The sequence below is a fragment of the Ruegeria sp. C8 genome, from assembly GCF_056537565.1.
Genome location: NZ_JBQFRV010000004.1, coordinates 264,816 through 290,053 on the forward strand (window position 1 = coordinate 264,816; position 25,238 = coordinate 290,053).

The 25,238-nt window shown below is 56.3% G+C and carries 28 protein-coding genes and 1 tRNA gene; 15 read left to right on the forward strand and 14 right to left on the reverse strand.

All coding sequences use genetic code 11. The features are described from left to right. Window positions 1-35: 35 nt before the first annotated feature. The 4 genes from ACR0KL_RS08210 to ACR0KL_RS08225 form a co-directional block, all read right to left on the reverse strand. The gene (locus ACR0KL_RS08210) at window positions 36-680 is read right to left on the reverse strand and encodes an adenylate kinase (protein WP_480776859.1); all 645 of its coding nucleotides are present in this window, start codon (window positions 678-680) and stop codon (window positions 36-38) included. Next, complete coding sequence (secY, locus tag ACR0KL_RS08215) at window positions 677-2,041, reverse strand: preprotein translocase subunit SecY (protein WP_480776860.1); 1,365 nt, start codon at window positions 2,039-2,041, stop codon at window positions 677-679. The genes ACR0KL_RS08210 and secY overlap by 4 nt, the downstream gene beginning before the upstream one ends. A gap of 109 nt (window positions 2,042-2,150) precedes the next feature. Next, on the reverse strand, window positions 2,151-2,624 hold the full coding sequence (gene rplO, locus ACR0KL_RS08220) for a 50S ribosomal protein L15 (protein ID WP_170377635.1): 474 nt from the start codon (window positions 2,622-2,624) through the stop codon (window positions 2,151-2,153). A 206-nt stretch (window positions 2,625-2,830) separates the two neighbouring features. Further along, window positions 2,831-3,046: a DUF1127 domain-containing protein gene (locus tag ACR0KL_RS08225; protein WP_170472137.1), complete on the reverse strand. Its 216-nt coding sequence runs from the start codon at window positions 3,044-3,046 to the stop codon at window positions 2,831-2,833. Window positions 3,047-3,481: 435 nt separating this feature from the next. On the opposite strand from ACR0KL_RS08225, the gene ACR0KL_RS08230 reads away from it, so the two are divergent. After that, the gene (locus ACR0KL_RS08230) at window positions 3,482-3,964 is read left to right on the forward strand and encodes a hypothetical protein (RefSeq protein WP_480776861.1); all 483 of its coding nucleotides are present in this window, start codon (window positions 3,482-3,484) and stop codon (window positions 3,962-3,964) included. Between the two features lie 14 nt (window positions 3,965-3,978). Then, the gene (locus ACR0KL_RS08235) at window positions 3,979-5,277 is read left to right on the forward strand and encodes a hypothetical protein (RefSeq protein ID WP_480776862.1); all 1,299 of its coding nucleotides are present in this window, start codon (window positions 3,979-3,981) and stop codon (window positions 5,275-5,277) included. Window positions 5,278-5,372: 95 nt separating this feature from the next. On the opposite strand, the gene ACR0KL_RS08240 is transcribed toward ACR0KL_RS08235, so the two are convergent. The 3 genes from ACR0KL_RS08240 to dgcN form a co-directional block, all read right to left on the reverse strand. Further along, window positions 5,373-6,233: a D-amino-acid transaminase gene (locus ACR0KL_RS08240; protein ID WP_170676918.1), complete on the reverse strand. Its 861-nt coding sequence runs from the start codon at window positions 6,231-6,233 to the stop codon at window positions 5,373-5,375. Window positions 6,234-6,243: 10 nt separating this feature from the next. Then, on the reverse strand, window positions 6,244-7,209 hold the full coding sequence (gene dgcA / locus ACR0KL_RS08245; RefSeq protein WP_170676916.1) for an N-acetyl-D-Glu racemase DgcA: 966 nt from the start codon (window positions 7,207-7,209) through the stop codon (window positions 6,244-6,246). 66 nt (window positions 7,210-7,275) lie between these two features. Then, window positions 7,276-8,277 carry an N-acetyltransferase DgcN gene (gene dgcN / locus ACR0KL_RS08250; protein ID WP_170676914.1) on the reverse strand — a complete coding sequence of 334 codons (1,002 nt, stop codon included), beginning with the start codon at window positions 8,275-8,277 and terminating at the stop codon, window positions 7,276-7,278. A gap of 296 nt (window positions 8,278-8,573) precedes the next feature. Here dgcN and ACR0KL_RS08255 point away from each other — a divergent pair, with 296 nt between their 5' ends. After that, window positions 8,574-9,536 carry an L-malyl-CoA/beta-methylmalyl-CoA lyase gene (locus ACR0KL_RS08255; RefSeq protein ID WP_170676912.1) on the forward strand — a complete coding sequence of 321 codons (963 nt, stop codon included), beginning with the start codon at window positions 8,574-8,576 and terminating at the stop codon, window positions 9,534-9,536. Window positions 9,537-9,578: 42 nt separating this feature from the next. On the opposite strand, the gene ACR0KL_RS08260 is transcribed toward ACR0KL_RS08255, so the two are convergent. Together ACR0KL_RS08260 and ACR0KL_RS08265 are read right to left on the reverse strand one after the other, a co-directional pair. Then, window positions 9,579-10,148, reverse strand: coding sequence for a PA14 domain-containing protein (locus ACR0KL_RS08260; RefSeq protein WP_170676910.1), 570 nt, complete (start codon window positions 10,146-10,148; stop codon window positions 9,579-9,581). A gap of 92 nt (window positions 10,149-10,240) precedes the next feature. After that, entirely contained in the window at window positions 10,241-10,693 is a 453-nt protein-coding gene (locus tag ACR0KL_RS08265) for an Lrp/AsnC family transcriptional regulator (RefSeq protein WP_170676908.1), read from the reverse strand. Window positions 10,694-10,766: 73 nt separating this feature from the next. Between ACR0KL_RS08265 and ACR0KL_RS08270 the strand changes: the two genes are divergently transcribed. Continuing rightward, window positions 10,767-11,363 carry a LysE family translocator gene (locus ACR0KL_RS08270; RefSeq protein ID WP_170676906.1) on the forward strand — a complete coding sequence of 199 codons (597 nt, stop codon included), beginning with the start codon at window positions 10,767-10,769 and terminating at the stop codon, window positions 11,361-11,363. Here the strand turns inward: ACR0KL_RS08270 and ACR0KL_RS08275 are convergent, their stop codons facing one another. Further along, complete coding sequence (locus ACR0KL_RS08275) at window positions 11,364-12,197, reverse strand: AraC family transcriptional regulator (RefSeq protein WP_170676904.1); 834 nt, start codon at window positions 12,195-12,197, stop codon at window positions 11,364-11,366. A gap of 123 nt (window positions 12,198-12,320) precedes the next feature. Here ACR0KL_RS08275 and ACR0KL_RS08280 point away from each other — a divergent pair, with 123 nt between their 5' ends. Further along, a complete protein-coding gene (locus tag ACR0KL_RS08280) occupies window positions 12,321-13,283 on the forward strand; it encodes an acetyl-CoA carboxylase carboxyltransferase subunit alpha (RefSeq protein ID WP_480776863.1) in 963 nt (320 codons plus the stop codon). A 4-nt stretch (window positions 13,284-13,287) separates the two neighbouring features. On the opposite strand, the gene ACR0KL_RS08285 is transcribed toward ACR0KL_RS08280, so the two are convergent. The 3 genes from ACR0KL_RS08285 to ACR0KL_RS08295 form a co-directional block, all read right to left on the reverse strand. Further along, entirely contained in the window at window positions 13,288-14,418 is a 1,131-nt protein-coding gene (locus ACR0KL_RS08285; protein ID WP_170676900.1) for a lytic murein transglycosylase, read from the reverse strand. Between the two features lie 210 nt (window positions 14,419-14,628). Continuing rightward, window positions 14,629-15,276, reverse strand: a complete 648-nt coding sequence (locus ACR0KL_RS08290; RefSeq protein WP_170676898.1) for a GntR family transcriptional regulator — start codon at window positions 15,274-15,276, stop codon at window positions 14,629-14,631. Between the two features lie 30 nt (window positions 15,277-15,306). Next, complete coding sequence (locus ACR0KL_RS08295; protein WP_170676896.1) at window positions 15,307-16,002, reverse strand: YgjP family zinc-dependent metalloprotease; 696 nt, start codon at window positions 16,000-16,002, stop codon at window positions 15,307-15,309. Between the two features lie 100 nt (window positions 16,003-16,102). On the opposite strand from ACR0KL_RS08295, the gene ACR0KL_RS08300 reads away from it, so the two are divergent. From ACR0KL_RS08300 to ACR0KL_RS08320, 5 genes are all read left to right on the forward strand, one after another. Then, window positions 16,103-16,429 (forward strand): TIGR02300 family protein, encoded by a 327-nt coding sequence (locus tag ACR0KL_RS08300; RefSeq protein ID WP_170640531.1) that lies wholly within the window; start codon window positions 16,103-16,105, stop codon window positions 16,427-16,429. Window positions 16,430-16,569: 140 nt separating this feature from the next. Then, window positions 16,570-16,645 (forward strand) — tRNA-Ala (locus ACR0KL_RS08305). A gap of 155 nt (window positions 16,646-16,800) precedes the next feature. Beyond that, the gene (locus tag ACR0KL_RS08310; RefSeq protein WP_480723538.1) at window positions 16,801-17,094 is read left to right on the forward strand and encodes an Arm DNA-binding domain-containing protein; all 294 of its coding nucleotides are present in this window, start codon (window positions 16,801-16,803) and stop codon (window positions 17,092-17,094) included. Between the two features lie 59 nt (window positions 17,095-17,153). Then, window positions 17,154-17,765, forward strand: coding sequence for an adenylate/guanylate cyclase domain-containing protein (locus ACR0KL_RS08315; protein WP_480776867.1), 612 nt, complete (start codon window positions 17,154-17,156; stop codon window positions 17,763-17,765). A 279-nt stretch (window positions 17,766-18,044) separates the two neighbouring features. Then, entirely contained in the window at window positions 18,045-18,506 is a 462-nt protein-coding gene (locus ACR0KL_RS08320; RefSeq protein ID WP_480776868.1) for a tetratricopeptide repeat protein, read from the forward strand. Window positions 18,507-19,089: 583 nt separating this feature from the next. Here the strand turns inward: ACR0KL_RS08320 and ACR0KL_RS08325 are convergent. Then, window positions 19,090-20,046, reverse strand: coding sequence for a helix-turn-helix domain-containing protein (locus ACR0KL_RS08325; protein WP_480776864.1), 957 nt, complete (start codon window positions 20,044-20,046; stop codon window positions 19,090-19,092). A gap of 106 nt (window positions 20,047-20,152) precedes the next feature. On the opposite strand from ACR0KL_RS08325, the gene ACR0KL_RS08330 reads away from it, so the two are divergent. From ACR0KL_RS08330 to ACR0KL_RS08350, 5 genes are all read left to right on the forward strand, one after another. After that, window positions 20,153-20,308 carry a hypothetical protein gene (locus ACR0KL_RS08330; RefSeq protein WP_170380012.1) on the forward strand — a complete coding sequence of 52 codons (156 nt, stop codon included), beginning with the start codon at window positions 20,153-20,155 and terminating at the stop codon, window positions 20,306-20,308. 14 nt (window positions 20,309-20,322) lie between these two features. Continuing rightward, window positions 20,323-21,996, forward strand: a complete 1,674-nt coding sequence (locus tag ACR0KL_RS08335; protein ID WP_170386664.1) for a sulfatase-like hydrolase/transferase — start codon at window positions 20,323-20,325, stop codon at window positions 21,994-21,996. 95 nt (window positions 21,997-22,091) lie between these two features. Beyond that, on the forward strand, window positions 22,092-22,829 hold the full coding sequence (locus ACR0KL_RS08340; RefSeq protein WP_480776865.1) for a hypothetical protein: 738 nt from the start codon (window positions 22,092-22,094) through the stop codon (window positions 22,827-22,829). 528 nt (window positions 22,830-23,357) lie between these two features. Then, a complete protein-coding gene (locus ACR0KL_RS08345; protein ID WP_170637382.1) occupies window positions 23,358-23,873 on the forward strand; it encodes a GNAT family N-acetyltransferase in 516 nt (171 codons plus the stop codon). Window positions 23,874-24,205: 332 nt separating this feature from the next. Further along, window positions 24,206-25,150 (forward strand): MBL fold metallo-hydrolase, encoded by a 945-nt coding sequence (locus ACR0KL_RS08350; protein ID WP_170681044.1) that lies wholly within the window; start codon window positions 24,206-24,208, stop codon window positions 25,148-25,150. The last annotated feature ends 88 nt before the right edge of the window (window positions 25,151-25,238 follow it).

Below are 25,238 nucleotides of genomic sequence, written 5' to 3' on the forward strand. Positions count from 1 at the left end.
CTCGTCAAGCGCACGCATTCAATTGTCAGGATATGTTACCTTAGGGCAGCTTCGATCGCGCCCTGAACCTCTTCTATCTCGCCCAGACCGTTGATCTTGGTCAGTTGACCCTTGGCATAATAGTAACCGATCAGCGGCGAGGTTTTCTTGTAGTACTCCATCAGGCGGGTCTTGAGGCTTTCCTCATTGTCATCCGCGCGGCGTTTGAAGTCATTCTCTTTGCCGCAATTGGAGCATTTGCCGTCCGCAGGAATCGGCTTGGTGATGTCATTGTAGACCTCGCCACAGCCACCACATGTCGAACGTGCAGTGATCCGCTGAACCAGCGCAGTGTCGTCGACTTCCATCTCGATCACGGCATCCAGGCTGTTGCCGGTACTGTCCAGCAACTCACCCAGTGCGTCGGCCTGTGCCAGTGTGCGCGGGAAGCCGTCAAAGATGAAGCCACCCTCTGCGCCCGCGTCCAGCTTTTCACGGATCAGGCCGATCACAATCTCATCGGTCACAAGCTGCCCTTTGGCCATAACCTCGGCCACACGGTTGCCCATCTCGGTGCCGCTATCCTTGGCCTCACGCAGCATGTCACCGGTGCTAAGCTGCACCATGCCGCGTGTTTCGACCAGATGACGCGCCTGGGTACCTTTACCGGCACCCGGGGGGCCAAGCAGAATGATATTCATCGACGAGCAGCTCCCTTTCTGCCGCGTTTCTTGCCTTTGCCGCGCAGTTGGGACTTTTCGATAAGCCCTTCATATTGGTGCGCCAGCAGGTGGCTCTGAACCTGTTGGATCGTGTCCATGGTTACAGAGACGATAATCAGAACCGAGGTGCCGCCGAAGTAGAACGGGATGGCAAACTGGTTCCGAACGATTTCAGGCAGCAGACAGACCAGCGCGAGGTAGGCCGAACCCAGAACCAGAATGCGGTTAACCACGTATTCCAGATATTCGGCGGTTTTCTTACCAGGGCGAATGCCGGGCACGAAACCGTTCTGCTTCTTCAGATTGTCAGCCACGTCATCGGGCTTGAAGGCCACATTGAACGTGTAGAAATACGCGAAGAACACGATCATTGAGGCGAAGAACAACAGATAGAGCGGCTGTCCCGGGCCAAAGTTCGCCAGCAGCCAAGACATGACCGGACCGTTGGCCGCACCCGACGAGAAGGTCGAGATCGTTACCGGCAGCAGCAGCAGTGAGCTGGCAAAGATTGCGGGGATAACGCCCGACGGGTTGACCTTGACTGGCAGGTGGCTGGAGCCGCCTTCGTAAACCTTCATACCGGCCTGACGGCGCGGGTATTGAATGTGGATCTTGCGCAGGGCCCGTTCCATGAACACCACAAAGGTGATCACGGCGATGACCATGAGGATCACACCAACGATCACGGCGGGGCTGATTGCCCCCGAACGACCCGAGGCGAAGAACTGCGCCAGAGCGGCCGGAACCTCGGCGATGATGCCGACGAAGATGATCAGAGAGATGCCGTTGCCGATGCCGCGCGCGGTGATCTGCTCACCCAGCCACATCAGGAACATGGTGCCGCCAACCAGAGTGATCATGGTCGACATACGGAAGAACAGGCCCGGATCGGTCGCCAGATCACCCGATTCCAGTGAAACAGCCAGACCATAGGCCTGCACGGTGGCCAGCGCCACAGTACCGAAACGGGTATATTGGTTGATCTTCTTGCGCCCCTGCTCGCCCTCTTTCTTGAGCTGCTCGAGCGCGGGAACCATGGATGTCAACAGCTGCACGATGATCGAGGCCGAGATATAGGGCATGATGCCGAGGGCAAAGATACCCATTCGACCCAGCGCCCCGCCGGTGAACATCGAAACCATGCCGCCGATGCCTTGCCCCGCTTGCTCCATGAATTCACGCAGCGCTTGTCCGTCAATGCCCGGCACCGGAATGAAGGTGCCAAGGCGATAAACGATCAACAAACCCAGTGTGAACAGGATGCGGTTGCGCAGATCGGTGGCTTTGCCAAGGGCAGACCAGCTTGTGTTGGCTGCCATTTGTTCTGCTGCTGATACCATAAATCGGTCTCTCTTATGAAAACACCGCCCAGAACCGTTTTCCGGCTCGGGCGGCGTCTGGGAAAACTTAGTGCTCTATGTAAGCGGGTCTTCGCCCGCTCACAAGCGCTTACTCTGCCGCAGCAGCTTTTGTGACCGTCAGTGAGCCGCCCGCTTTTTCAACTGCCTCAACGGCAGCTTTCGAAGCACCTGTCACTTCCAGGTTCAGCTTGGCGCTGACTTCGCCTTTGGCCAGAACGCGGATACCGTCCAGCTTGCGACGAACCAGACCCGAGGCAACCAGAGCGTCCTCGGTGATGGCAGCTTTGGCGTCCAGCTTGCCGGCGTCGACGAATTTCTGGATCAGGCCCAGATTGATAACGGCGAATTCCTTGCGGTTCGGCTTGTTGAAGCCACGCTTGGGAAGACGCTGGTACAGCGGCATCTGGCCACCTTCGTAGCCATTGATGGCCACACCCGAACGGGATTTCTGACCTTTGATACCACGGCCACCCATTTTACCCTTGCCGGAGCCCGGACCACGGCCAACGCGGGTCCGTTTCGGTGCGGCGCCTGGGTTATCGCGCAATTCGTTCAGTTTCATATCGCTTCTCCTAAGCCGGATGTGACCCCCGAAGCGTGATGGGACAAACACGGCGTTTCTTGGTTTTGATTCTCGTGGACGCAATGCCACCGGGGCGCTCTACAGCTTTGTGGCCCGCGTTGCAAGTGGCGCGTGGATGCGTGGCCCGCCAAAGGCAAAAGAGACGCCCAAAAGGACGCCTCTTCGCGTGTGAGTGGTGGGGTAGGTCAGGCGCAGTAAGCGTGCTTGTGCGCAATATCAGCGATATCGCAGCGACGGACTCCGATATCGTCCAGCTCGCGATTGCTGAGCCGTTGCAATTCGGAGTAGGTCCGCTGGTATTCGGCAGCCCGAGCCCGCGCGACTTTGATGCGTTCAATAAGTGCGGAAACGCGCGCGCCGAAATTGAAGGTCGAGGGGGTGAGTGTTGCAGTATGTGCCATTTTCTTTCCTTTCAGACCGAGGCGTATTCCCCGGCAAATTTTGTGTTCCTTTTGGATACAGCGAGCAGATAGGAAAGGGCCGCGTGGCCGACAACGCCAGTTACGGTCTAGCCGCTATGCAAGGCGGACATATCCAGATTTGAAGGCGGATCAGTGCGGCACACACCCCTCAAATCCTGCCAAAATTGACGAATCGAGCGGTTTCCGATAACTTTGTTATATTGTTTAATGTGTTATGGAGCGTCAAATGACGTGGAATTTTTGCACGTGTTTTGCAGTGGTTTTAATGGCTGCAATTGCATTAACGGCTGTATCAACGGCCCCGGCGTCAGCCTGCAACCCAAGATATCAGCTCTGCTGAACCTGGGTCCCAATCGTCACGCCCAGAATAACGTTGCTGCGTGATGAAAACCTGTCTTGGCAAAGGGGTCGGACATGTCGTTCTGGACCGGAAAGAAAGAGTCGCTTGTTCAAAGCCTGGTCGAGATCACCTTCAAAGCCGTTCTTTCAGGCCTTGTAATCGTGTTCTTCGCTCAGTTTCTGATCGCCATGGTGGACAACCGGATCGAAGTGGCATCGAAACGCGATGCGCTGAATACGTTTCGCAATGACCAGCTGACCACGCTGACCACGCGGTTCACACAGGCTTACATGTCCACCGACTGCGCACGCAGCCTGCGGAGTGTCGACGCTAATACCTGTCAAAGCGAGTTTTCGGCCTTCCTGACCGAACTCAAAACGATCTACCTTGAGCTTAGGATTCACTATCCTGACCAAGAGTTCGGCACCCTTCTGAGCCTCGAATCCCTAGCCGAAACGATGCACGCGCAGCCTGCGGAAATTGATCAAGCCGATCTCGACGTTTTTGCATCCACTTTTGGCGCCTCATTGGACGAAATGGCGCAGAATTTCCGATAGAAATGAGACTTTCGATGATGAAAAATACAGTTTATGCCCTCGCTCTGGCCTGCTCAGCCTCTAATGGTTTTGCCCAAACAACCTCGAACGGCATCCCTGAGGGAGGACGCTGGGTCGTGGGCGGGACATTTGCGCTGTCCAATATCGGTAACAATGAACCGAGAGGCAAAAAGAGCTACTCTGGTGCAGAGAAAGAGGCCAACAGGGTCGCCACCTTCTTGCCCGGCATGACGATCGTCTACAATCTTGAACCTACGCCGGGACGGTCCGGGTATCTTTCAGGTACAACGCATAACGGGATCCGTGTCGTGGTGCTGGAGGGTGAGCTTTCGAACGGTGCATTTAGCGACCGTGACACTACAGATGTTGTGACCCACCATTCTTACACCGGATGCCGGGATCTGGCTTGCACCTCAGAGGCTGAAGTTGGAATCGGGTTCTCGTTCCAGATTGAAGAAGCCGACGATGACAAGCTCGTCCTGTTCAATCCACAGTCGGAATTGCGTATCGTGCATACGAGGGAGGGGTTCGATCAGTTGGAGGCACGCGGCTACACTACTCAGGTCAAGGATCGCGTTCATCCCCGCCTAATCATTCACGACGGCTACGCCTCCGAAGTGTCGACGGGCTGCGGCCTTGTGCGCAGTGTCCTGCCCGACATAAAGGCCCCCAAGGCAGAGTATGAAGCCAAGCCATCCGAGTGGGCGGCCAACAGTCCAAACTGGTCACTAAAGGCGATCGAAGTCTTTGGCTTGGGCGACGTCGCGCTGAATGCTGCAGGTACAGAATATGTCGGCACTTTGGCCGCTGAAATCGGGACCGGCACGGAATCCGCAAGCGGCCCTGTGTCGTTGGACTTCACGGTCATCGCGTATCGGGATTCCGAATGGGTTAATGAAGAGTTCTACAAATTCGGTGGTCTGGCCCAGACGGTCACGTGCCGCCGTGAGAACCCAAGCTTCGGCAAGCTACTGCCGCGCTATGTCGAAAACGCCTATCTGCATTTCGATGTGACGCCGGGGGAAGAGCCTCAGGACTTTCCTCTGGCTGGCCGTGAACTGCCCGATCAATTCGAAGGCAACAAGGACCTTCAGGATGAACTACGGGCCTATCTTCCGCGTGCCTTCTACTACAGCGTGAACAACCACCGACAGTATCAGGCCCTGTTCGAGGCGATTGTTGCCGAGACGTCGATCCTCTACCCGTCTGCAATTGCGAATGTCATCGCACGTCTGAACGCGTCATGCGCGCGTCAGAGCCGAAAAGACTGTGCAAAAATCGTGGATCGGGTCGGAAACCTGAACAACAACTAAAGCGACACTAAGGTTCCGGTCGGTTTGGTTGTCCTATTTTGCGGCCAACCAAAATGGCTACTTCCATAGCATTTCAAACTAGGCTGATCTGGCGCTTAAATGGCCGCTTTGCGGCTTTCATCCAGATAGATCTCGCGAAGGCGTTTGGCGATTGGGCCGGGGGTGCCATCGCCCAACGACACGCCATCGATCTCAACCACCGGCATGACAAACGCGCTGGCCGAGGTGGTGAAAGCCTCGTCCGCCTCTTTCGCCTCGTCGATGGTGAACAGACGTTCCTCGACCTCCATCTGCGCCTCGGCAGCCATGCGCAGAACAGCCTTGCGGGTAATGCCGTGCAGGATGTCATTCGACAGCGGACGGGTGACGATCTTGCCGTTCTTCACGAAATAGGCGTTGTTACTGGTGCCCTCGGTGACGTGACCGTCTTCGATCATCCACGCATCATCACACCCGGCAGCCTTGGCCATCATCTTGCCCATCGACGGGTAGAGCAGTTGCACGGTCTTAATGTCACGACGCCCCCAGCGGATATCCTCGATCGAGATGATCTTGGCGCCCTTTTGCGCCGCAGGACTATCCGCCAGACCAGGCTTGTTTTGCGTGAACAGAACCAGCGTCGGCTTGGTGTCGGCGGAGGGGAACACAAAATCCCGGTCCCCATCGCTGCCGCGTGAGACCTGCAGATAGACCAGACCTTCGTCGATCCCGTTCAACTCGACCAGCTTGCGGTGGATCTCCAGCAGTTCATCCTTGGTGCAAGGCTCAGCCATCTGCAGCTCGTCCAAAGAACGTTTCAGGCGCACCGCGTGGCCTTCAAAGTCGATCAGCTTGCCATCCAGAACGCTGGTCACCTCATAGACAGCATCTGCCATCAGGAAACCACGGTCAAAAATGGATACCTTGGCCTCGGTTTCGGGCAGGTATTCGCCATTCACGTAAACGGTGCGGGTCATGTCACTCTCCTCAGCCCCAGAGGTCCACGCTAGGCGGATGCACTCCGGCGTCGTCAAAAATCAGCGGGTTGGTGCGGTCTTCGGCCAACAGAAGCGGGCCGTCAAGGTCTGTCACCATCGCACCCTGTGCCAGCAATGTCGCAGGGGCCATGGCCAGCGAGCTGCCGACCATGCAGCCGACCATAACCTTGTAGCCCTCAGCCAACGCCGCCTCGCGCAGCAGCAAGGCCTCAGTCAGACCACCGGTCTTGTCGAGCTTGATGTTCACCACATCATATTTGCCCTTCAATTTGGGCAGGCTGGTCCGGTCATGACAGGATTCGTCCGCGCAGACAGGTACCGGACGCTCCATGCCAATCAGCGCGTCATCCTCACCTGCAGGCAAGGGTTGCTCGACCAGTTCTACGCCCAGCCGCACCAGATGAGGTGCCAAATCCGCATAGACCTCAGCCGACCAACCTTCGTTGGCGTCGACAATAATCTTGGATTTCGGCGCGCCCGCGCGCACGGCCTCCAACCGGGGCATGTCGTCCGGAGTACCCAGCTTGATCTTCAAAAGCGGCCGTTGCGCGTTTTCTGCCGCCTGCTTCTGCATCGCCTCGGGCGTCGCCAAAGACAGGGTAAAGGCGGTGATTTCAGGCCCCGGAACCGGCAGACCGGCCAGGTCCCAGGCGCGCTTGCCCGCGCGCTTGCACTCCAAATCCCAAAGAGCGCAGTCTACCGCGTTCCGAGCGGCACCGGCAGGCAGCAGCTCCATCAGCGATTGCCGGGTGAACTCGGCAGGCAGCGCCGCGATTTCAGTCTCGACCGACTCAAGCGTCTCATCATAGCGCGCGTAGGGCACGCATTCACCCCAGCCCTGATGGGTTCCGTCTGAAATTCGAACCGTCAGAACCTTTGCTTCGGTTCGCGACCCGCGCGAGATGGTAAACACCTGCGCCAGCCGAAACACATCACGAGAGACCTCAAACTGCACGCACCTGCTCCTTCATCTTTTCAAAAACGCGCCCGCCGGAGGCGATCTTCCGGCGGGTTTCTTTGATCACAGAGCGGAAATAGCATCCACCAGTTTTCCAGCACCAAAGCGGTAAGGGTCGGTAGTGGGCAGGCCCATCTCTTCCTCGACCTTGGCCAGATAGGCCTTGGCCTCGTCCTCGCTCAGGTGCTGAGTGTTGACCGAGATGCCGGCAACCTGACAGGCCGGATTACCAACCCGTGCCAGAGGCAGAGCCGTGTCGCGCAGCTGCTGCAGCGTCGGCAGCGAATACTCGGGCAGGCCGCGCATATGGGACCGTGTCGGCTCATGGCACAGGATCAGCGCATCGGGCTGACCGCCATGGACCAGCGCCATGGTGACGCCCGAATAGGACACGTGATACAAAGAGCCCTGCCCCTCAATGTGATCCCAGTGATCATCGTCATTGTCAGGCGTCAAGTACTCGACCGCACCCGCCATGAAATCCGCAACAACCGCGTCGAGCGGAACACCTTGGCCGGTGATCAGAATACCGGTCTGACCGGTGGCGCGGAAAGTGGACTTCAAGCCGCGCTTGCGCATCTCGGCATCCATCGACATCGCCGTATACATCTTGCCCGCCGAGCAATCGGTGCCAACAGCCAGGCAACGCTTGCCGCTGCGTTTTTTGCCGTTTGCGATGGGGTATCCAACGGTCGGCACGCGCACATCGTGCAGGGTGCAGCCGTGGGTCTGGGCGGCCGCGACCAGATCGCCTTCGTCCCGCAAAAGGTTGTGCAGGCCCGACGCGATGTCATAGCCCATTTCGAGCGCCTCGATCAGAACGGTTTTCCAGGCCTCGCTGATCACGCCGCCGCGGTTGGCAACACCGATCACCAGCGTCTTTGCACCGGCCTCTTTGGCCTCGGCCAAAGTCATGTCGGTCATACCCAGATCGGCCTTGCAGCCCTCCATACGGTACTGGCCTACAGCGTTTTCCGGACGCCAATCACGGATGCCGATAGCAACTTTGGCGGCCAACTGGTCAGGCGCATCGCCCAAAAACAACAGATACGGTGTCTCGATCATTGCGTCGCACTCCTTTGATTCCGCGCCAAACTAAAGAACCACGTGAACGAGCGTTTCGCGAATTTTCACTACATACATCCCCTCACCAATATTTTTTCGCGCATTTTGACGCCTGATCGCAAAATTCTTCGAAGTTTTTAAACTGAACAATCTTTAAGCACTCGCAAACTGTGCCTTGCACAAGAAATGCTGCGCACGCATTGCCGCATCTGCACAATGACCCTTGCGCCGCATTGCGCAATTTAATATCCCGAACGAGAACCAAAACGTAACTTCATTACTCTTGCGAGGTCCCGATGAGTTTCCGCATCCAACCCGCCGCTCCGGCGCGGCCAAACCGTTGCCAGTTGTTCGGCCCCGGCTCGAACACCAAGCTGTTCCCGAAGATGGCGGCCTCTGCTGCGGATGTGATCAACCTGGATCTTGAGGATTCGGTTGCACCCTCTGACAAGGACGTCGCCCGCGCCAATGTCATCGAAGCACTGAACTCCGTCGATTGGGGCAACAAATACATGTCCGTTCGGATCAACGGGCTGGATACGCCCTATTGGTATCGCGATGTGGTGGACGTTCTGGAACAGGCCGGAGATCGCCTTGACCAGATCATGATTCCCAAGGTCGGCTGCGCGGCGGATGTCTATGCCGTGGACGCTCTGGTCACCGCGATTGAGCGCGCCAAGGGTCGGAGCAAGCCGATCTCGTTTGAAGTGATCATCGAATCCGCTGCGGGTATTGCCCATGTCGAGGAAATTGCAGCCTCATCGCCCCGGATGCAGGCGATGAGCTTGGGTGCAGCGGATTTCGCCGCTTCCATGGGCATGCAAACCACCGGAATCGGAGGTACGCAAGAGAACTACTACATGCTGCGCGAAGGCGAGAAGCATTGGTCAGACCCGTGGCATTGGGCGCAAGCGGCCATCGTCGCCGCGTGCCGCACCCATGGCGTTCTGCCGGTCGATGGACCCTTTGGGGACTTCAGCGACGATGAGGGCTATATCGCACAGGCCAAACGCTCGGCCACTTTGGGTATGGTTGGCAAATGGGCGATCCACCCCAAGCAGATCGCACTGGCCAATCAGGTCTTCACCCCATCGGACGAGGCGGTCTCGGAGGCGCGCGAAATTCTGGCCGCGATGGAACAGGCCAAAGCCAATGGCGAAGGCGCGACAGTCTACAAAGGCCGTCTGGTAGACATCGCGTCGATCAAACAGGCCGAGGTCATCGTGGCGCAATCCGAATTGATCGCAGCGAACGGCTAAACCAAATCGGATCAAGGCACCAAAACGGTGCCTTGTTCTGGTTCAGTTATGTCCGAAGATATCGTTCGGGACCCATTCGAGATCCTGACCGTCCTTGCCCCATTTCATCATAAGGCAAGAGCTCCCGCCCTTCTGAAAGTACAAAGTGGTAAGCTCGTACCACCCCGCCTCGGGAATCTCGACTTCGGTAACACCGTTGCCTTCACAAGGTTGCGCCCCATCAAAGTACCCGATGGTCTGGCCCCCCAACTTTGTTTCCGCACCATCGTTTGAATAAACCTCAAACTGGTACGTGCCTGGTTCATCAATCCTGATCAGCCCGGTGATCTCCGCCGCGACGTTGTAAGGCTGGGAGGCCGTCATGACCGGGTCACCATCCTCGGTATCGCGAAAATCAAATGCGGGCACCGGGTCCGCGGCAACACCGATCGTGTCGATCAATTCCCGTGCCTGCTCAAGGCTTTTGATCTTTTTCGGCGCTTCAGCATAGACCACGTTCAAGCCCGGCTTCACATCGGTCTGGACCGGAGCAAGCTCTGCAGTTTCCGCCGCAAAGCTTGCCGTGCCTGAGAGAACCGCAAGGGTTGAGATTATTGCTAGTCGCGAAAACATGTCGCCTCCCCCAAATGATATCTGTCAGGCCGCACCGAAGCATTTTGCGGAAATAGAGTCAAATTCCCGTCCAATAAGAAGTAAACCTTCGATCAACTCCGCAAATCCTTGGGCGAACCCATGACCACATATGACGTGATCGAAGTGACATGGGGCAGTGTTCCCAGCACATCGGTGTGAAAAATCTTGTACGAAGGAAGGTCCGCGCATTCCACGCGCAACAGATATTCTATTGTACCGGTGATATTGTGGCATTCAACCACTTCGGGCGCGCGTTGCAAGGCCCGTTCAAAGCCTTCCTGAGCTGCCTTTGTATGCTCTCCCAGACCAACGCCGATATAGGCGACAAAACCCTTACCCAGCGCGGTCGGGTCCAGAACAGCGCGGTATCCGGTGATGACTCCGGCCTTCTCCAACTCTTGCACGCGGCGCAAACAGGCCGAGGGAGATAGCCCGACACGATCCGCAAGCTCAAGATTACTAATGCGCCCATCCGATGAGAGTTCACGCAATATTTCGCGGTTTATTCGATCCAATTTAGTCATTAGTTGTCAAACTAGATCATTCACGCACAATAACGCAATTTCATTTGCACCATTTGGGGTAAATATCCCCCGCATGACCTACGACATCCTTCTGGCCCTGATCGCCTTTGCCTTCGTCTCGTCCATTACACCGGGACCGAACAACCTGATGCTGATGGCATCTGGCGCCAATTTCGGCTTTCGCCGCACGATCCCGCATATGCTGGGGATCGGTCTTGGCTTTACATTCATGGTTCTGCTTGTTGGCGCGGGTCTGGTGCAGATGTTCAACCAATATCCAGCCAGCTACACGATGCTGAAAGTCGCCTCGGTCATTTACCTGCTGTATCTGGCGTGGAAGATCGCGCATGCCGCACCGGCCGAGAAAGGCGCGGATGTGGGGACGCCGATGAGCTTTCTGCAGGCCGCCGCCTTTCAATGGGTCAACCCAAAGGCCTGGGCGATGGCGTTGACCGCGACAACGGCTTATGCACCGAGTCAGACCCTCAATGTCATCATCATCGTTGCGCTTGTGTTCGGAGCGGTCAACTTGCCCTCAGTCAGTACCTGGACGGTTCTGGGGCAACAAATGGCGCGGGTCCTGACGAATCCGCGCCGGTTGGTGGTGTTTAACTGGACAATGGCGGCCCTGCTAGTGGCCTCGCTCTATCCGGTGTTGTGGCCGAGCTGATCACTTCAGGGGCAGGCAAATCTCGGTCAACAGATCCTCGGGCGCAGTGTCGCGCGGATCGTTGAGGTAGATCTCGTAGCAGGGTCGATCTGCGGGCTCTTGCCCTGATTCAGGCAGCCAGTTTCCAAAAAGACTGTGGTAGGCGGCCTCCAAGCCAGAATAGGGTCCCTTGTAAGTTAACACCGCCGTCTTTCCCCCGGAGATCTGCACGTCCTCCATCCCATCGGGGGTACCTTCCCCACGGAATTCGGCCCCGGCATAGCTGCGCAACTGATCCTCTGGCACCTCATCCGGGCTGTCAAAGTAGATACCAAGCACAGGGCCAACCTGCGGCCAAAGCTGACGGGATTCGCACAGTGCGCCGAACGCTTCAAAGCTTTTGCCAATTTCGGAATATGCGCCTTTGTGCGGCAAGGCGATCACGCGGCGGGCGGGTTCGGTTCGGGTGGTCACGGGATGCATCGGATATCCTCCGGTTTTGAAGTTTGGATGGGCTGGCAGAAACTGACCGGCCTTGCGGAAGGCGGCAGGACTGTTGCCATAGGCCTCGGTAAAGGCCCGGATGAAAGAGTTCGGGTTGGGGTAGCCAACGGAATGCGCAACCTGCGACACCGAGCTGTCTGACCGGACCAGTTGGACCGCAGCACGGTGCAGCCGTATACGACGCACCGCTTGGGCGCAGGTCTCGCCCGTCAATGCGCGGAAAACGCGGTGCCAATGAAACCGCGACATCGCGGCGACATCGGCCAGCGCATCCAGTGACAGATCCCCATCGGGGTGATCGTGGATATAGGTCAGCACCCGCAGGATGCGGTCCTCGTAACTGGTTGCCATTTGGCATCCCTTCCTTCTCTCTGCCCAATCGTGGTCGCATAATCGCCTCTCACAAATCTTGCTGAGTTGCATCCCAAGCGACCACACGTCATATAGCAGGGAACTTCCGCGTTGAGAGGCGTCATGACCCAGTATCTGGATTTCGAAAAACCGCTGGCCGAGATCGAAGGCAAAGCAGAAGAGCTGCGCGCCCTGGCCCGCGCCAATGAAGAGATGGATGTGGCCGAAGAAGCCTCGGCTCTGGACGCCAAGGCCGCCAAGCTGCTGGATGAGCTGTATGCCGATCTGACCCCCTGGCGGAAATGTCAGGTCGCCCGCCACCCCGAACGGCCCCATTGTCAGGACTATGTGAAGGAACTGTTCACCGAGTTCACTCCGCTGGCCGGAGATCGCAACTTTGCCGACGATCTGGCGGTGATAGGCGGGCTGGCCCGGTTCAACGACCAGCCGGTGATGGTGATCGGGCATGAAAAAGGTTCGGATACCAAATCGCGCATCGAACGGAATTTCGGCATGGCCCGCCCCGAAGGATACCGCAAAGCCGTCCGCCTGATGGAGATGGCCGGGCGATTTGGTCTACCGGTCGTGACCCTGATTGACACCGCCGGGGCCTATCCCGGCAAGGGTGCTGAGGAACGCGGTCAGTCCGAAGCGATTGCCCGGTCGACCGAGATGTGTCTGAAAATCGGCGTGCCTCTGGTTTCGGTCATCATCGGCGAAGGTGGCTCTGGCGGGGCTGTGGCCTTTGCCACCGCGAACCGCGTCGCGATGCTGGAGCATTCGGTCTATTCGGTGATCTCACCCGAAGGCTGCGCCTCGATCCTGTGGAAAGATGCCGAGAAGATGCGCGAGGCCGCTGAGGCGCTGCGCCTGACCGCGCAGGACCTTTACAAGCTAGGTGTTTGCGACCGCATCATCACCGAGCCCAAAGGCGGGGCGCATCGGGATCGTCCGGCCGCGATTGAATCGGTCCGTGCCGCCATCGGCGCCATGCTGAAAGAGCTGGACGGTAAGGATGCGGCGGCTCTGATCAAGGACCGCCGTCAGAAGTTCCTGGATATCGGCTCAAAAGGGCTGGCGGCGTAAACCGTCAGCCGCCCAACCGGCGCAACAGCTCAACCGAAGGCTTGCCGGTGACCGGCAGACCATTGGCGCGCTGATAGCCGCTGATCGCAGCCTCAGATTTCTTGCCGATCACCCCGTCCGCGCCTTCGGTATCGAACCCGGCCGAGGTCAGGCGGCGTTGCAGCTCTTTACGATCTTCCAGCGTGAGCCCTGTTTCATCCGGCCCAAACGACGCCTTGAACGGCGCGCCGCCGGCGATCCTGTCGGAAAGATGGCCCACGCCGATCGCATAGCTGTCCGAGTTATTGTAGCGCTTGATCACGTTGAAATTGCGGAACACGGCGATCTTTGGCCCCGGCACCTGAGGCTGCAAGACCGCAACGGGCGTTCCGGAAACGGTACCGACCTCTCCGCCCCAGGGCTGACCCCGCACCCAACCAGCGCGCGACAGATAGGCAGCAGTTGAAGCCAGTGAGTCCGACGGATCCTCGGACCAGATATCGCGCCGCCCATCGCCGGTGAAATCGACCGCATAGGCCAGATACGAGGTCGGAATGAACTGCGTATGCCCCATCGCGCCAGCCCAGCTGCCGGTCATGTTGTCCGCCGATGTGTCGCCCGCTTGAATGATCTGCAAGGCCGCGATCAGTTGCTTTTCGAAAAACGCACCGCGCCGCCCGTCATAGGCCAAGGTCGAGGTTGCCGATATCACCGGCACATCACCGCGGCGCGCGCCATAGCGGCTTTCCAGCCCCCAGACGGCCACAACGACCTCTTTGTCGACGCCGTATTGCGCCTCAATCTGCGACAGAACGCCGTTGTGGCGTTGCAGCATCTGTTTGCCGGTGCTGATCCGCTCATCCGAGGCGGCGATGGCCAGATAGTCCTCAAGCGAGCGTTTGAACTCGACCTGATTGCGGTCCCGTTCGATCACGCCGGGCAGATACCCTGCCCCCTGAAACGCGCGGTTCAGCGTGGATTGTGAGATGCCCTGCGAAGAAGCGCGGGATTTGAAACCTGCCACCCAGGCATCATAGCCCGCATTGGAAACAGGCTGCATTCTGGATGCAGGCGCGCGCGCCGGAGTGGTCGCATCACTGCACGCCGCCAAAAATGCCGCACCGAGGCCGAGTGAAAAACTGCGTCTATTGATCATGGCTGAAATCTGCTCTGGTTTGTGATTTGCCTTAGCGTAGCGCAGTCCGCGCCAGCAAACCAGAACGACCGATCAGAGCGACAGCCAAAAAGGCCGTTCGGCAATTGGCCGCCTAAAGCGTTTTGCGTTTACCTGAAGCAAGGCCATCGAAATGCGCGTTCGACCTTAGGAAGAGGCAGCGTATTTCGATTCAAATCAACGCAAAGCGATCTAACTGACCAGCAACCGCAAGCCCTGCGTCACGTCCGAGCGAACCGCGAGGCGCAGGCCCGGCTCGTCCCCCGCTTTCAACGCAGCGATGATCAGCTTATGGTAATGCGGCGGCTCTGTTCGCCGCAAACGGCCATAAAGCGCACGCATGGTCGGCCCAAGCTGTAGCCAAACGGTTTCCGCCATGGCCAACATCGCAGGCGCCTGAGCGCGCAGATAGAGCGTTCGGTGAAATTCCAGGTTTGTCCGGATATAGCCCACTGCATCGCGCTTGGTCACCATCTCGGCGACGTTCATATTGATGCTCTGCAACCGGTCGATCAGCGCCATGTGCGCGCGAGGCAAAGCACGGCTGGCCAACTCAACCTCCAACAGCGCCCTCAGGGCTGCCAGCTCTTCAATCCGGTCATTTGTCAGCTCAGGCGTCGAGACGCGCCCCGACGAGGAGAGAAACAAAGCCCCCTCAGCCGCCAACCGGCGCACCGCTTCGCGCGCCGGCGTCATCGAGACGTCAAATTCCTTGCCGATTCCCCTGAGGGTCAAAGCCTCGCCCGGCGCAATCTCTCCGTGCAGGATGCGCGATCTCAGGGTGCGATAGACCCGATCATGCGTTGCGATACTCGAGTCCGTGGGCCGTGTCGTTATCATGCCCTCATGTGATCACAAAATTCGGTGACGTCAACTCGCTGGTGAGTCAAATCGGAAGCGATGCAACACGGCTCCATTGTCCCTAAGCCAGCGACGCGGGGTATCATATGGGCCGAATATACGCTCCACCTGTGCCCAGAAGGCCGGCGAGTGGTTCATCTCGGCCAGATGCGCCACCTCATGCGCAGCGACATAGTGCAGAACTTCAGGCGGGGCGAGAATCAAGCGCCACGAGAACATCAGCCCCCCGTGGGAACTGCAGGACCCCCAGCGCGACCGCGTGTCCCGCAGTGACAGGGTCGTGTAGGACCGGCCCAGAATGGCGGCGTAGTCATCACAGGCCTCGCTCAAACGATCCCGCGCAAGTTCTTTGAGGAAGCGGGCCAATCGACGCCCCTCAGCCCCTGCTGGGACGGCCACCGTGTCCGCGCCCAACTGAACGCGCCGTCGGGTTGCCGGGACGATTCGGCGTTCAACGCCTTCGACAGGGATCAGGCCGCCGACGCGAACGTCCTCCCTCTCGGGCTGGCCCGCCAGATTCTGGCGGATCCAATCTTCCTTGCTACGCGCGAAGTTCAACGCCTCGACTTCGGGCACGCCGTTTGGATAAGTCAGGGTAACTCGTCCGTCCAATTGGGAAATCCGCAGACTGATCCGTCGCGCCCGCGAGGATTTGCGCAGCGTCAGCGGCACTGGCGGCCTGCCCGGCAAAGCGTGTTCCCCCATATCCCGTCCTCTTCCGCGCAAAGGCTTTGACAGCACCCGCCGCCTGTGGCAGGTGAACTGAATCTTTTAGACGACTCACCTGATATCAAGGGGATTTGACATGCCCAAGGAAGAATGGGGCGTAAAGCGCGTTTGTCCGACCACCGGTAAGCGGTTTTATGACCTGAACAAAGACCCGATCGTCAGCCCCTACACGGGCGAGATCGTGGAACTTGAAACCGGCAAGAGCCGGATGATCGCCGCCGATGCCGAAGATGCGGCAACCAAGAAAGCGCGCGAAAACGCATCCGAGGATGATCTGGTTCTGGATGATGACGACAATGTCGACGTCGATCTGGATGACGATCTGCTGGATGATGACGACGACAGCAATGATGATGTTTCGCTGGACGACATCAAGGACATGTCGTCGGAAGACGAAAACTGATCCGATACGGGGGCGGCCAGTGGTCGCCCTTTTTCGTTGCGAGAGACGGCGCCTAGTTTTTCGCAAAATTCAAAATTTGCTCTTGCACTCGTGCGCGCTGTCTCATAAACGTCCGCCCACTGCTTCGGCAGTACTTGGAAGGGGCCTTAGCTCAGTTGGGAGAGCGCTTGCATGGCATGCAAGAGGTCAGGGGTTCGACTCCCCTAGGCTCCACCATTTTTCTCCTCAGTTCGAATTCACTCGCAGTCACACGGCTTTGTAAACAAGGCCTTTGACGTGCCAGTCTTTCTCACCCCCAAGGAAACTCGGGCTCTGCCAGAGGTCCCATTGTGGGGGTCTGTGTGGGGTTCGCCAGTGAGAAAGTATGCAAGATGACCAAACTGACTGACAAACAAATCAAGGCCGCGAAATCCGGCGACAAAAAGATCAAGCTGGCAGATGGCGGTGGCTTGACGCTGATCGTTCACCCGAAAGGCGGCAAGAAATGGGTCTGGCGCTACAGGGTCGATGGTAAGCAGCGTGAGATGACCTTGGGCTCCTATCCCTCTTTCGGCCTCAAGGACGCGCGCCAGCGCGTCGAGGCGCAGAGGAACTTGCTGGACACTAAAATCACCCCCGACGTGGCGGAGACCGTAGACTTTCCGCAGTACTTTCGGCCAACGTAGTAAACTACTCGGGCCAGATAAAGGCGGATGAGAACAAAACTCTCAGCGAACTCCGTGTCCTGCGTCGAGAGTTATTCGATCCATTGGTTAGTGATCATCGCGGCAATATCGTAAAGAGGATGGGCGATGGATGGATAGTCGAGTTTAACTCGGTCTCGAACGCTGTGCGATGCGCCCTCGATCTACAAAGCCAAGTGTCAGCTCAGTCTTCACTTAAGCTGCGAGTAGGTGTTCATTTGGGAGATGTCGTATTCGACGAAGAAGATATTTTCGGAGATGGCATCAATATTGCCGCTCGGTTACAAGAAGCTTCCAACGAAGAGGCCGTGTTAATTTCCAACGTAGTCTATCGCAGCCTTGGCGAGAGGCTCGCTGAGCAATTTCACCGCGCTGGAGCACGGCAGTTTAAGAACGCGTCGTCGCCAGTTGAAGTATTCCAATGGTCGCCACCTGGCTTCGCTCCACCGCGCTTGACGCCGGCTATTCACTCGAAGTCATTGCTGATCGGTGTCCTACCCTTTGACCGTCTTTCTTCTGACCCCGATCAGGAATTTTTTGCCGATGGCATTACCGAAGAGGTCATCACCACTCTGTCAAAACTGCCGAACTTACTGGTCGTCGCGCGCAATTCTGCTTTCGTCTACAAAGGGCGCTCGGTGGACGTGAAATAGGTCGGACTGGAACAGGGCGTCGATCTTGTTCTCGAGGGAAGTGTTCGCCAAAACGGTAATCGTGTGCGGATTACTGCTCAGCAAATCGATGCGAAGTCCGGAATGCACATTTGGGCAGACCGGTATGATCGCCTCATAGAAGACGTATTCGAAGTTCAAGATGAAATTGCCCTCAGGATAGCAACCGAGCTTCAAGTCGAGCTCTTGGTGGGTGAGATGGCCCGTTTCAGAGGTTCGGGGGCTAAGAATCTGGATGCCTGAACTGCTCAATTGCAAGCCGTGGAGGCTTCGCGCAGAATAACAAAGGAAGCACAGGCCGACGCTCACCGGTTTGCGCAAAAGGCAATTTCTCTTGATCCTAACTGCTCTGCGCCACATTGTAATTTGGGGTTCATTTGTATTGTCGAAGCAAGGCGCGGCTTTGTAACAGACCGAAGTGCTGAGCTGGCAGAGGCACGTGAATGCGTTCGGCGTGCTCTGGAAATAGACAGCTATAACCCAGAGGCTTACGCAATTGCAGGTTTCGCGGATGCAATAGATGGCAAGCTTGTGTCGGCTATAGAGAAGTTCAATGAAGCACTGGAGCTAAATCCAAACCATGCAGATTTGGCTGCAAGGTTGTCGATTACATTCGCATTCAATGGACAGGCAAAAGAAGCTATCCGCGTGGCGCGGCAAGCCACTACCTTGAACCCTCACTACCCAGGTTGGTATGCAGGCGTTCTGGGTTTAGTCCTTTGACTTGACGGTCAATACGAGGAAGCCAAGGAAGCTGTCACCGGATATGGTCAAAGGGTAGAAGGCTTTGGTCACCTCGACCTCGTACTCGTCCATGTAGAGTCGGAGAACCTTGAGGCCGCTCGCGATGAAGCACGGAATGTGATGAAAAACCGTCCTCAATTTTCCATATCGGATTGGGCGAAAACTCAGCTTTTCTCTGATATAGTACGATTGGAGAAAGACTGCGCGTCTCTGCGTTTGGCCGGCTTGCACGAGTAAGTGTAACGCTGATTTACGGCACCTCAATTTTTCTTGGAAACTGATACCATTGTGTCCGCTTTGAGCTCAATGCTGCTGTTCAGCAGAATTCAGAGAATGACCTCTTTGCGGACTTTGCGTCCATCCGCACTATCAATGCATAGGCCCGCATCCAGCCCAAACCAGACCTTCAATTCCAAGCATGGTGACTTCCGAGATGCGGACAAAGTTGCCGTAGACTCATCGCTTTCTGATGACTGGTCTCAGCCCTAAGCGGACCTTCAAAATCCGACTTTGCAATTCTAGTGTTGCGGACAAGTTAGGCCGCGTACTGCCAAGCTCTGTTTCAGTTCATTTTGCCTGACAACGTTTGTGTCGGCAGTTGTCCAAAGAGTGCTCTGTAGTCTCGCGCGAACTGACCCATGTGCCAAAATCCGTAAGCGTTTGCGATGTCCGATATACTCTCCTCTGGCGAGCAGGATACCAGTTCATGGCGCACAGAACCGAGACGGGCTCTTAGATAAAACTGCTTGGGGCTCACCCCATATGTTTCCTGAAACGCGCGACGAAGAGTGCATGCGGATACCTGAATATCTGCACATACTTCACCGATTGACACGTTATCCATCAAATGGGCCCGCATGAACTCAACGGCTTGTTGTGCTAAACGGGTTCTATTTTTACTGTTTCGCCGATCACTCCATTTTTCGCCTACCACCAGCATTTCCAGAAGCTCTAAGATCATATCACTCTCTTCACTATCAGAGCTTGGTCCGGCCGCTGATCCAATTAGAAAGCGCGCTTTGTTTTTGACTAAGGAATGAAGCTTGCCAGCGTCGCTAACGAAAGATCTTATAGCGTCATTTCGCACGGTGCTGATATCAAGACCGCAATCGTTGGCGATCCGTTGAGCCCTTCGGATGTCGATGCCAAAGGTCAGGCCTGTGAGCGTTGAATTGCTCACGCCTTCAAAAGGGTCTCCGCTACCAAAATTCATCAGAGCGGTGTCTGAGGGTGAGCCGTTAAGCCAAGTCCGTACACTCCCTTTGTCTGGTAAGCCAAACGCTAGAATGTCAGGGCGAGAAACACCGGTTTGGTACACAGCCTTATCAAACGACAAATCAATCATTTGAAGGTCAAGACCTGCCCAAACGGATACCGAAGAGTTCATAGTTCCCTCTTCGATTTGGCGTAGCTCGACATCCCATTGGGACAGCTCGCGGAATTGCGAAGGGTCCTGCAAAAAAAGTGTGTTTGGGGCGCAGGTTTTTTTGGGGGCTGATCGTTTTTTGATGTCGTCCATTCCGCCCCGCAGGTAGTTTTCATGAAATGTTATTCGAATATGTAGGCTTGGACAATTGCAAGACAAAGCAGACAAATCGAGAGGGAAGAGGTTCGGACGCCCATCGTTGCCTGACGATACTGCGCGCACCGAACGCGTCGTAACGCTGCTAACCAAAAGCGAAAAAGAGTTGTTGCGCTCACAGGCTGAAGACAGCGAACTCTCCCTTTCAACCTTTTGCCATCATCTGATCCTTGAAGGTCTGAAAACAAGTAAATCATGAAACAGGGGTATCTCATGAAATCAAAACTGTTCCTCTCCGCGCTGGTCTTTGCCGGCTCCGCTATCACGGCGGCAGCTCAGGACAGCAATATCGTGCATGATGCGGAATACTATGTGCTGAAGCAGCAAAACGAAGCCGTTTGGGTCGAGAACGACGCACAGGTTGACCAACTGCTGGCCGATTTTCGTGAGAAAAACGGAGGGAACCCTCCAAACATCTTCTACATCCTTATTGACGATATGGGTTTTGGCGACATGGGTATGCCCGAGATGAACGCGATACGCGGGTATTCGACGCCCAATATCAACGCGCTCGCAGAGGAAAGCATGCGGTTTGCGCGCATGTATACCGAGCCGTCCTGTACACCGTCGCGGGTCGCCTTCATGACGGGTCGCCAGCCGTATCGCAATGGGATGGGCGATACGGCCGTCGATATTTCAGGTTTTGGCCTTGCCGATGAAGAAGTCACAATTGCCGAAGTTCTGAAATCCGTAGGCTACAACACCTCGCATGTTGGCAAATGGCACATGGGCGACATTCAGGAATCCTGGCCTACTTATCAGGGCTTTGACTACGCCGCGTTCCCCATCCATCAGCAGGGCCAGTTGGCCATCTTCAACGAAGATGCAGCCAAGGAAGAAATCACCATGGCCATAGGGGAAGACAACTACAATTCCAAATACACGCTGGATGATTGGTTTCGCCCTGATCCGGGACACATGATTACCGGCCTTGAAGCTGTTATTGGCGGGGAGGTTCGCGAAGTCCATATGGAACCGGGTGAGAAATGGACCCAGGACAAATACAATGAAATGAATATCCGCTATCAGGCACAGGCGATGGAACAGTTGCGCCTGCTAGCAGAACGGGATGAACCGTTCTTCCTGCAATACTGGCCGCTTGTCCCTCTGTCGACAACGCGCACGACGAGAGAGGCGTTCACGACACCCAACGGCGGTACATTCGTTGAAAGCATGGAAGAGCTGGATGAATGGATCGGGGTCATTCTGAACGAAGTCGATGCGCTGGGGCTCAGGGACAATACCCTAATCGTTTTGATGGGCGACAACGGTCACTTCACCAAATATGCCCCCGGCAGTGGGTTTTCGCCGCTGGTCTTCCGCGGCGGCAAGGCCGATACGTCTGAAGGAGGCGTTCGGGTGGACGCGTTTGCCCGCCTGCCCGGCTTGATCGAGGGAGACTCGATTGTATCTGACATTATTCATATCTCTGATTTGTTCACGTCAATTGCGCGTATCGGCGGAGCGATGGATGCCATCCCCCGCGACCGGATCATTGACGGTGTCGATCAGACGTCCCTGATGTTTATTGGCGATACGCATGGGCGCAGGGATCATGTACTGATCTACTCGATCAATTCGCTGAAAGAGGTGGTAAAGGAACACATCAAACTCAAAGTTCCGGCCAAAGGTGAAAATGCTATCGTGGCCAAGTTCTACAACCTGTTCCGCGACCCCCGCGAAGAACAGAGCGTATCGACCGAGATCGGAGCATGGGCTGGACACGAGTTTAACCGCATTATTGCCCGCCACCTGAAATTCAAGGAAATGTACCCCGATCAACCGGCCGCGACTGGACGTCCCTATGAAGGTATCGTGAACCTTCGTCCTGAAACCGTCGCAGCGGTGGATGCCTTTGTCGCCAAGCGGGACATTCAGCCCGACTAAAAGGTGAAGCTGATAAGAGTCATGCAAGCCCCGCATCAGATAATGATATGCTTGATGTGGGGCTTGGCATCCACAACAAAAATTCTGGAAACAATATGAAAATCCAAGCGCTTGTCCTTGCATTGGCGACTGGCATTGTTGCGGCCCCAGCAATCGCCGATGAAAACGCTTCAAACCCTTTGGCCGCAGTCAACAACACGGACATCCGGTATCAGTATTTTGATTTGGGCAACGGTGCTGACAAGCAGGACGCCTTTATAGATGGCGCATACATGCTGCGGCCTGATCTGAAACTGAAATATGAGTTGCACTACAACTCAACGGATGTGACTGGAACTCGGTTCACTGACTTTGAGAAATTGAGCCTCAAAGCGATCTATTTCCCTTCTCAGAGACCGATCAACGAAACGTGGGCCATCAAGTCGGCCATTGGTCTGGAGTGGATACTGGACTTTGGCGACCCGGGAAAAGGGATCGGAACCGGGTCCGATCAAATTGCGCCTTTTGGCGGGTTCGCCTTTGCAAACACAAAATCAGGGCTGACGCTGATCCCACTGCTCCAGCATTTTGCTTCATACAATGGCCCGACGGACATAAACCAAACCGCGATGCGGTTGATTGCGCTACAACCGTTTGGCGATGGGTACTGGGCCAAGGCTGATATCAAAGCACCATATGACTGGGAGAACGATGCTTGGCCAGCGACCGCTGAGTTCCAGATTGGCAAGAACCTCAGTCCTGGCATCGCAATTTATGCTGATTTCCTCATCGGTATAGGTTCCGACCGCCCCTACGATAAAGGTGCCGGCTTAGGTTTGCGTTTCAACTACTAGTTCACCCACACCCAACCTCGGCGAAGATCATCTATGTCACAGTCCAGAACTCTGTTCAGCGATTTGTTTTCTGCGTTTATCTTGACCCTTCTTGGAACTGCCTTGAGCCAATCCCTGCCCGCTCCGGGTCGGTAGGAAACAAATTGGCGTCACGCCGCATCATTCTATCTGTTCACTCCGCTCTAAACTCGGGGAAGATCAACAGTCTCTGGGCGATCCGCTGAGTTGGATTTGAACCTTGAAACTGAATCCGTCGTTCGCGCTTCTAATCCCCAGCCATCGATGCTTAGGCCCAGAGTTCTGAGAAAATAGACTTCTAATACGATCTGTACCCAAGATTTTGCAAAGTCCGCTTTCTGCGCATTGCTGTCATTAGGACATCGCGCAGCATCGGTCAAAATGGGCTCGAAGCAGTCGTTGGCAGCGTAGTGCATCAATGACCGCTGTGCGGACGAAACGGACATTCGACTTTTCACCGTGATCCGGTATCTTCACGACATCTTCAGTTCAAATGCTGGTACCTGACACATGGATCCGTTCCTCACTGAAAGGCTTTCGGTTCACAGTTGGCAATCGACATTGGGAGACCGGGAAGCGCGCCGAGGGCTGGAGATTGCTTTGTCTGCGATATTGTCACGCCGTGTGCTTGAGCATCTTCCATCACCTCTGCACCTGAGCGGAGATGACGACATTGCTTCTTGGGTGGACGAACGCGCTGAGGAAAGCGACGTTTTTCGTGTCAACTGGAGGCACAGCTCCGAATTAGTCGGACTGTTGATTTTGGCGTCCGACCCCAGTGACTCGCAAGCGCCAGAACTTCATATTGGCTATTTGCTCGGTGAAGCAACTTGGGGTCAGGGGGTCGCAACAGAACTCGTCCAAGGTTTGGTGTCAGCGGCAGAAAAGGACGGCCCGGTGAGGCTGCTGGGAGGTGTCAGCATTGAAAACCCGGCAAGCGCTCGGGTGCTTGAAAAGGCAGGTTTCGAATTATCACCTGACCTTTCAACAACGAATTCGCACATGTACTCCAAGAAAGTCGGTTGAAGCGCATTCGACACGTCCGGCCTGGATTTAAGGCAGACCTTTAGGCAAGCGCAGCATTTTCGTTTGAGGACTAGAGCGCTCTCTTGAGGACGGCCCAAAGCGGTCGTTCGCCAGAACACTTGGGCGTTGCAGCGCAGCCAGTGATACCGGACCTTTGTCGATTGCGCGGCAATCAATGGATTTCCTTTGCAGAGCTCGCCTAGACCGAGCGGCGATTGGCCGATCACTGAATTTTCAACGGGCGCCGCATTCAACCTTAGTGTCACGCCGTCCCCATTACTGCTAGGGTAGCAACAGTGAGGGGTAGTCTCGAGAAATTTGGGAGAACAATCATGGACAGACGCGTATTCTTGGCCGGAACAGGCATCACTTCGGGCCTCGCTGCATTGGGGTGGAACGTCGCGCCCCTCGGAGCGGAGGGCCTCGTAGCGGCGCGGCGCTACCAGGTGGGCTCGGCGACGGTGCACGTGCTGTCCGATGGGTTCATTTCGATCGGACCTGAAATGCTCTCCGGTGTAACACCGGAAGAGTTCGCGACCTTGCTCGACAATGCGCACATAGCCACCGACGCGCATCCGAGCGCGGTCAATGCGTTTTTGGTCGAAATTGGTGATAGAAAAATATTGGTCGACGCGGGGACCGGCGAAATCTTCGGACCGACCCTTGGCAAGTTGCCCTCCGTGATGAACGCCCTCGGCTTTGATCCGGCCGCTATTGACACGGTGGTCTTCACCCATCTGCACGGCGATCACATCGGCGGCACGGTTTCGCCAGCTGGTAATCCTTATTTGAACGCGACACTCCGGGTAGCGAGCGCTGACATCGATTTCTGGACCAGCGAGGAGATTCAGGCGCAGGCTCCCGATGCCTTCAAAGCTGCGTTTGACCTTGCACGCTCCGCCCTCGATGGTTTTGGCGAACGGATTGAGCCTTTTGGCGCTGAAGAAACCGCAATCGCTCCTGGGCTCTCGACTATGGCGCTGCCCGGCCACACCGTCGGCCATACGGGCCTGATGCTCGAAAGTGACGGCGATGTCCTGCTTATTGCGGCCGACATTGTTCATGTTCCAGCGGTGCAACTCGCTATGCCCGCCGTGACCATTGGCTTTGACACTGATCAGGATTTGGCACGTGAAACCCGCGTCAAGACTATGGATATGGTTGCTGCGGATCGCATAATGATGGGCGGGTCGCACATCTCTCTTCCCGGTCTGGGATATCTGGAAACAGCCGCTGACGGATACCGATGGACGGCGGCGCGCCATCAGTACGGTTAGGGTCAGGACCCATTGATTTCCGCTTTGCTGCGTGATTCACGGTTCGAAAATCGAGCGGTGACCATGTCTGATCTTTTCTGGCTGACGG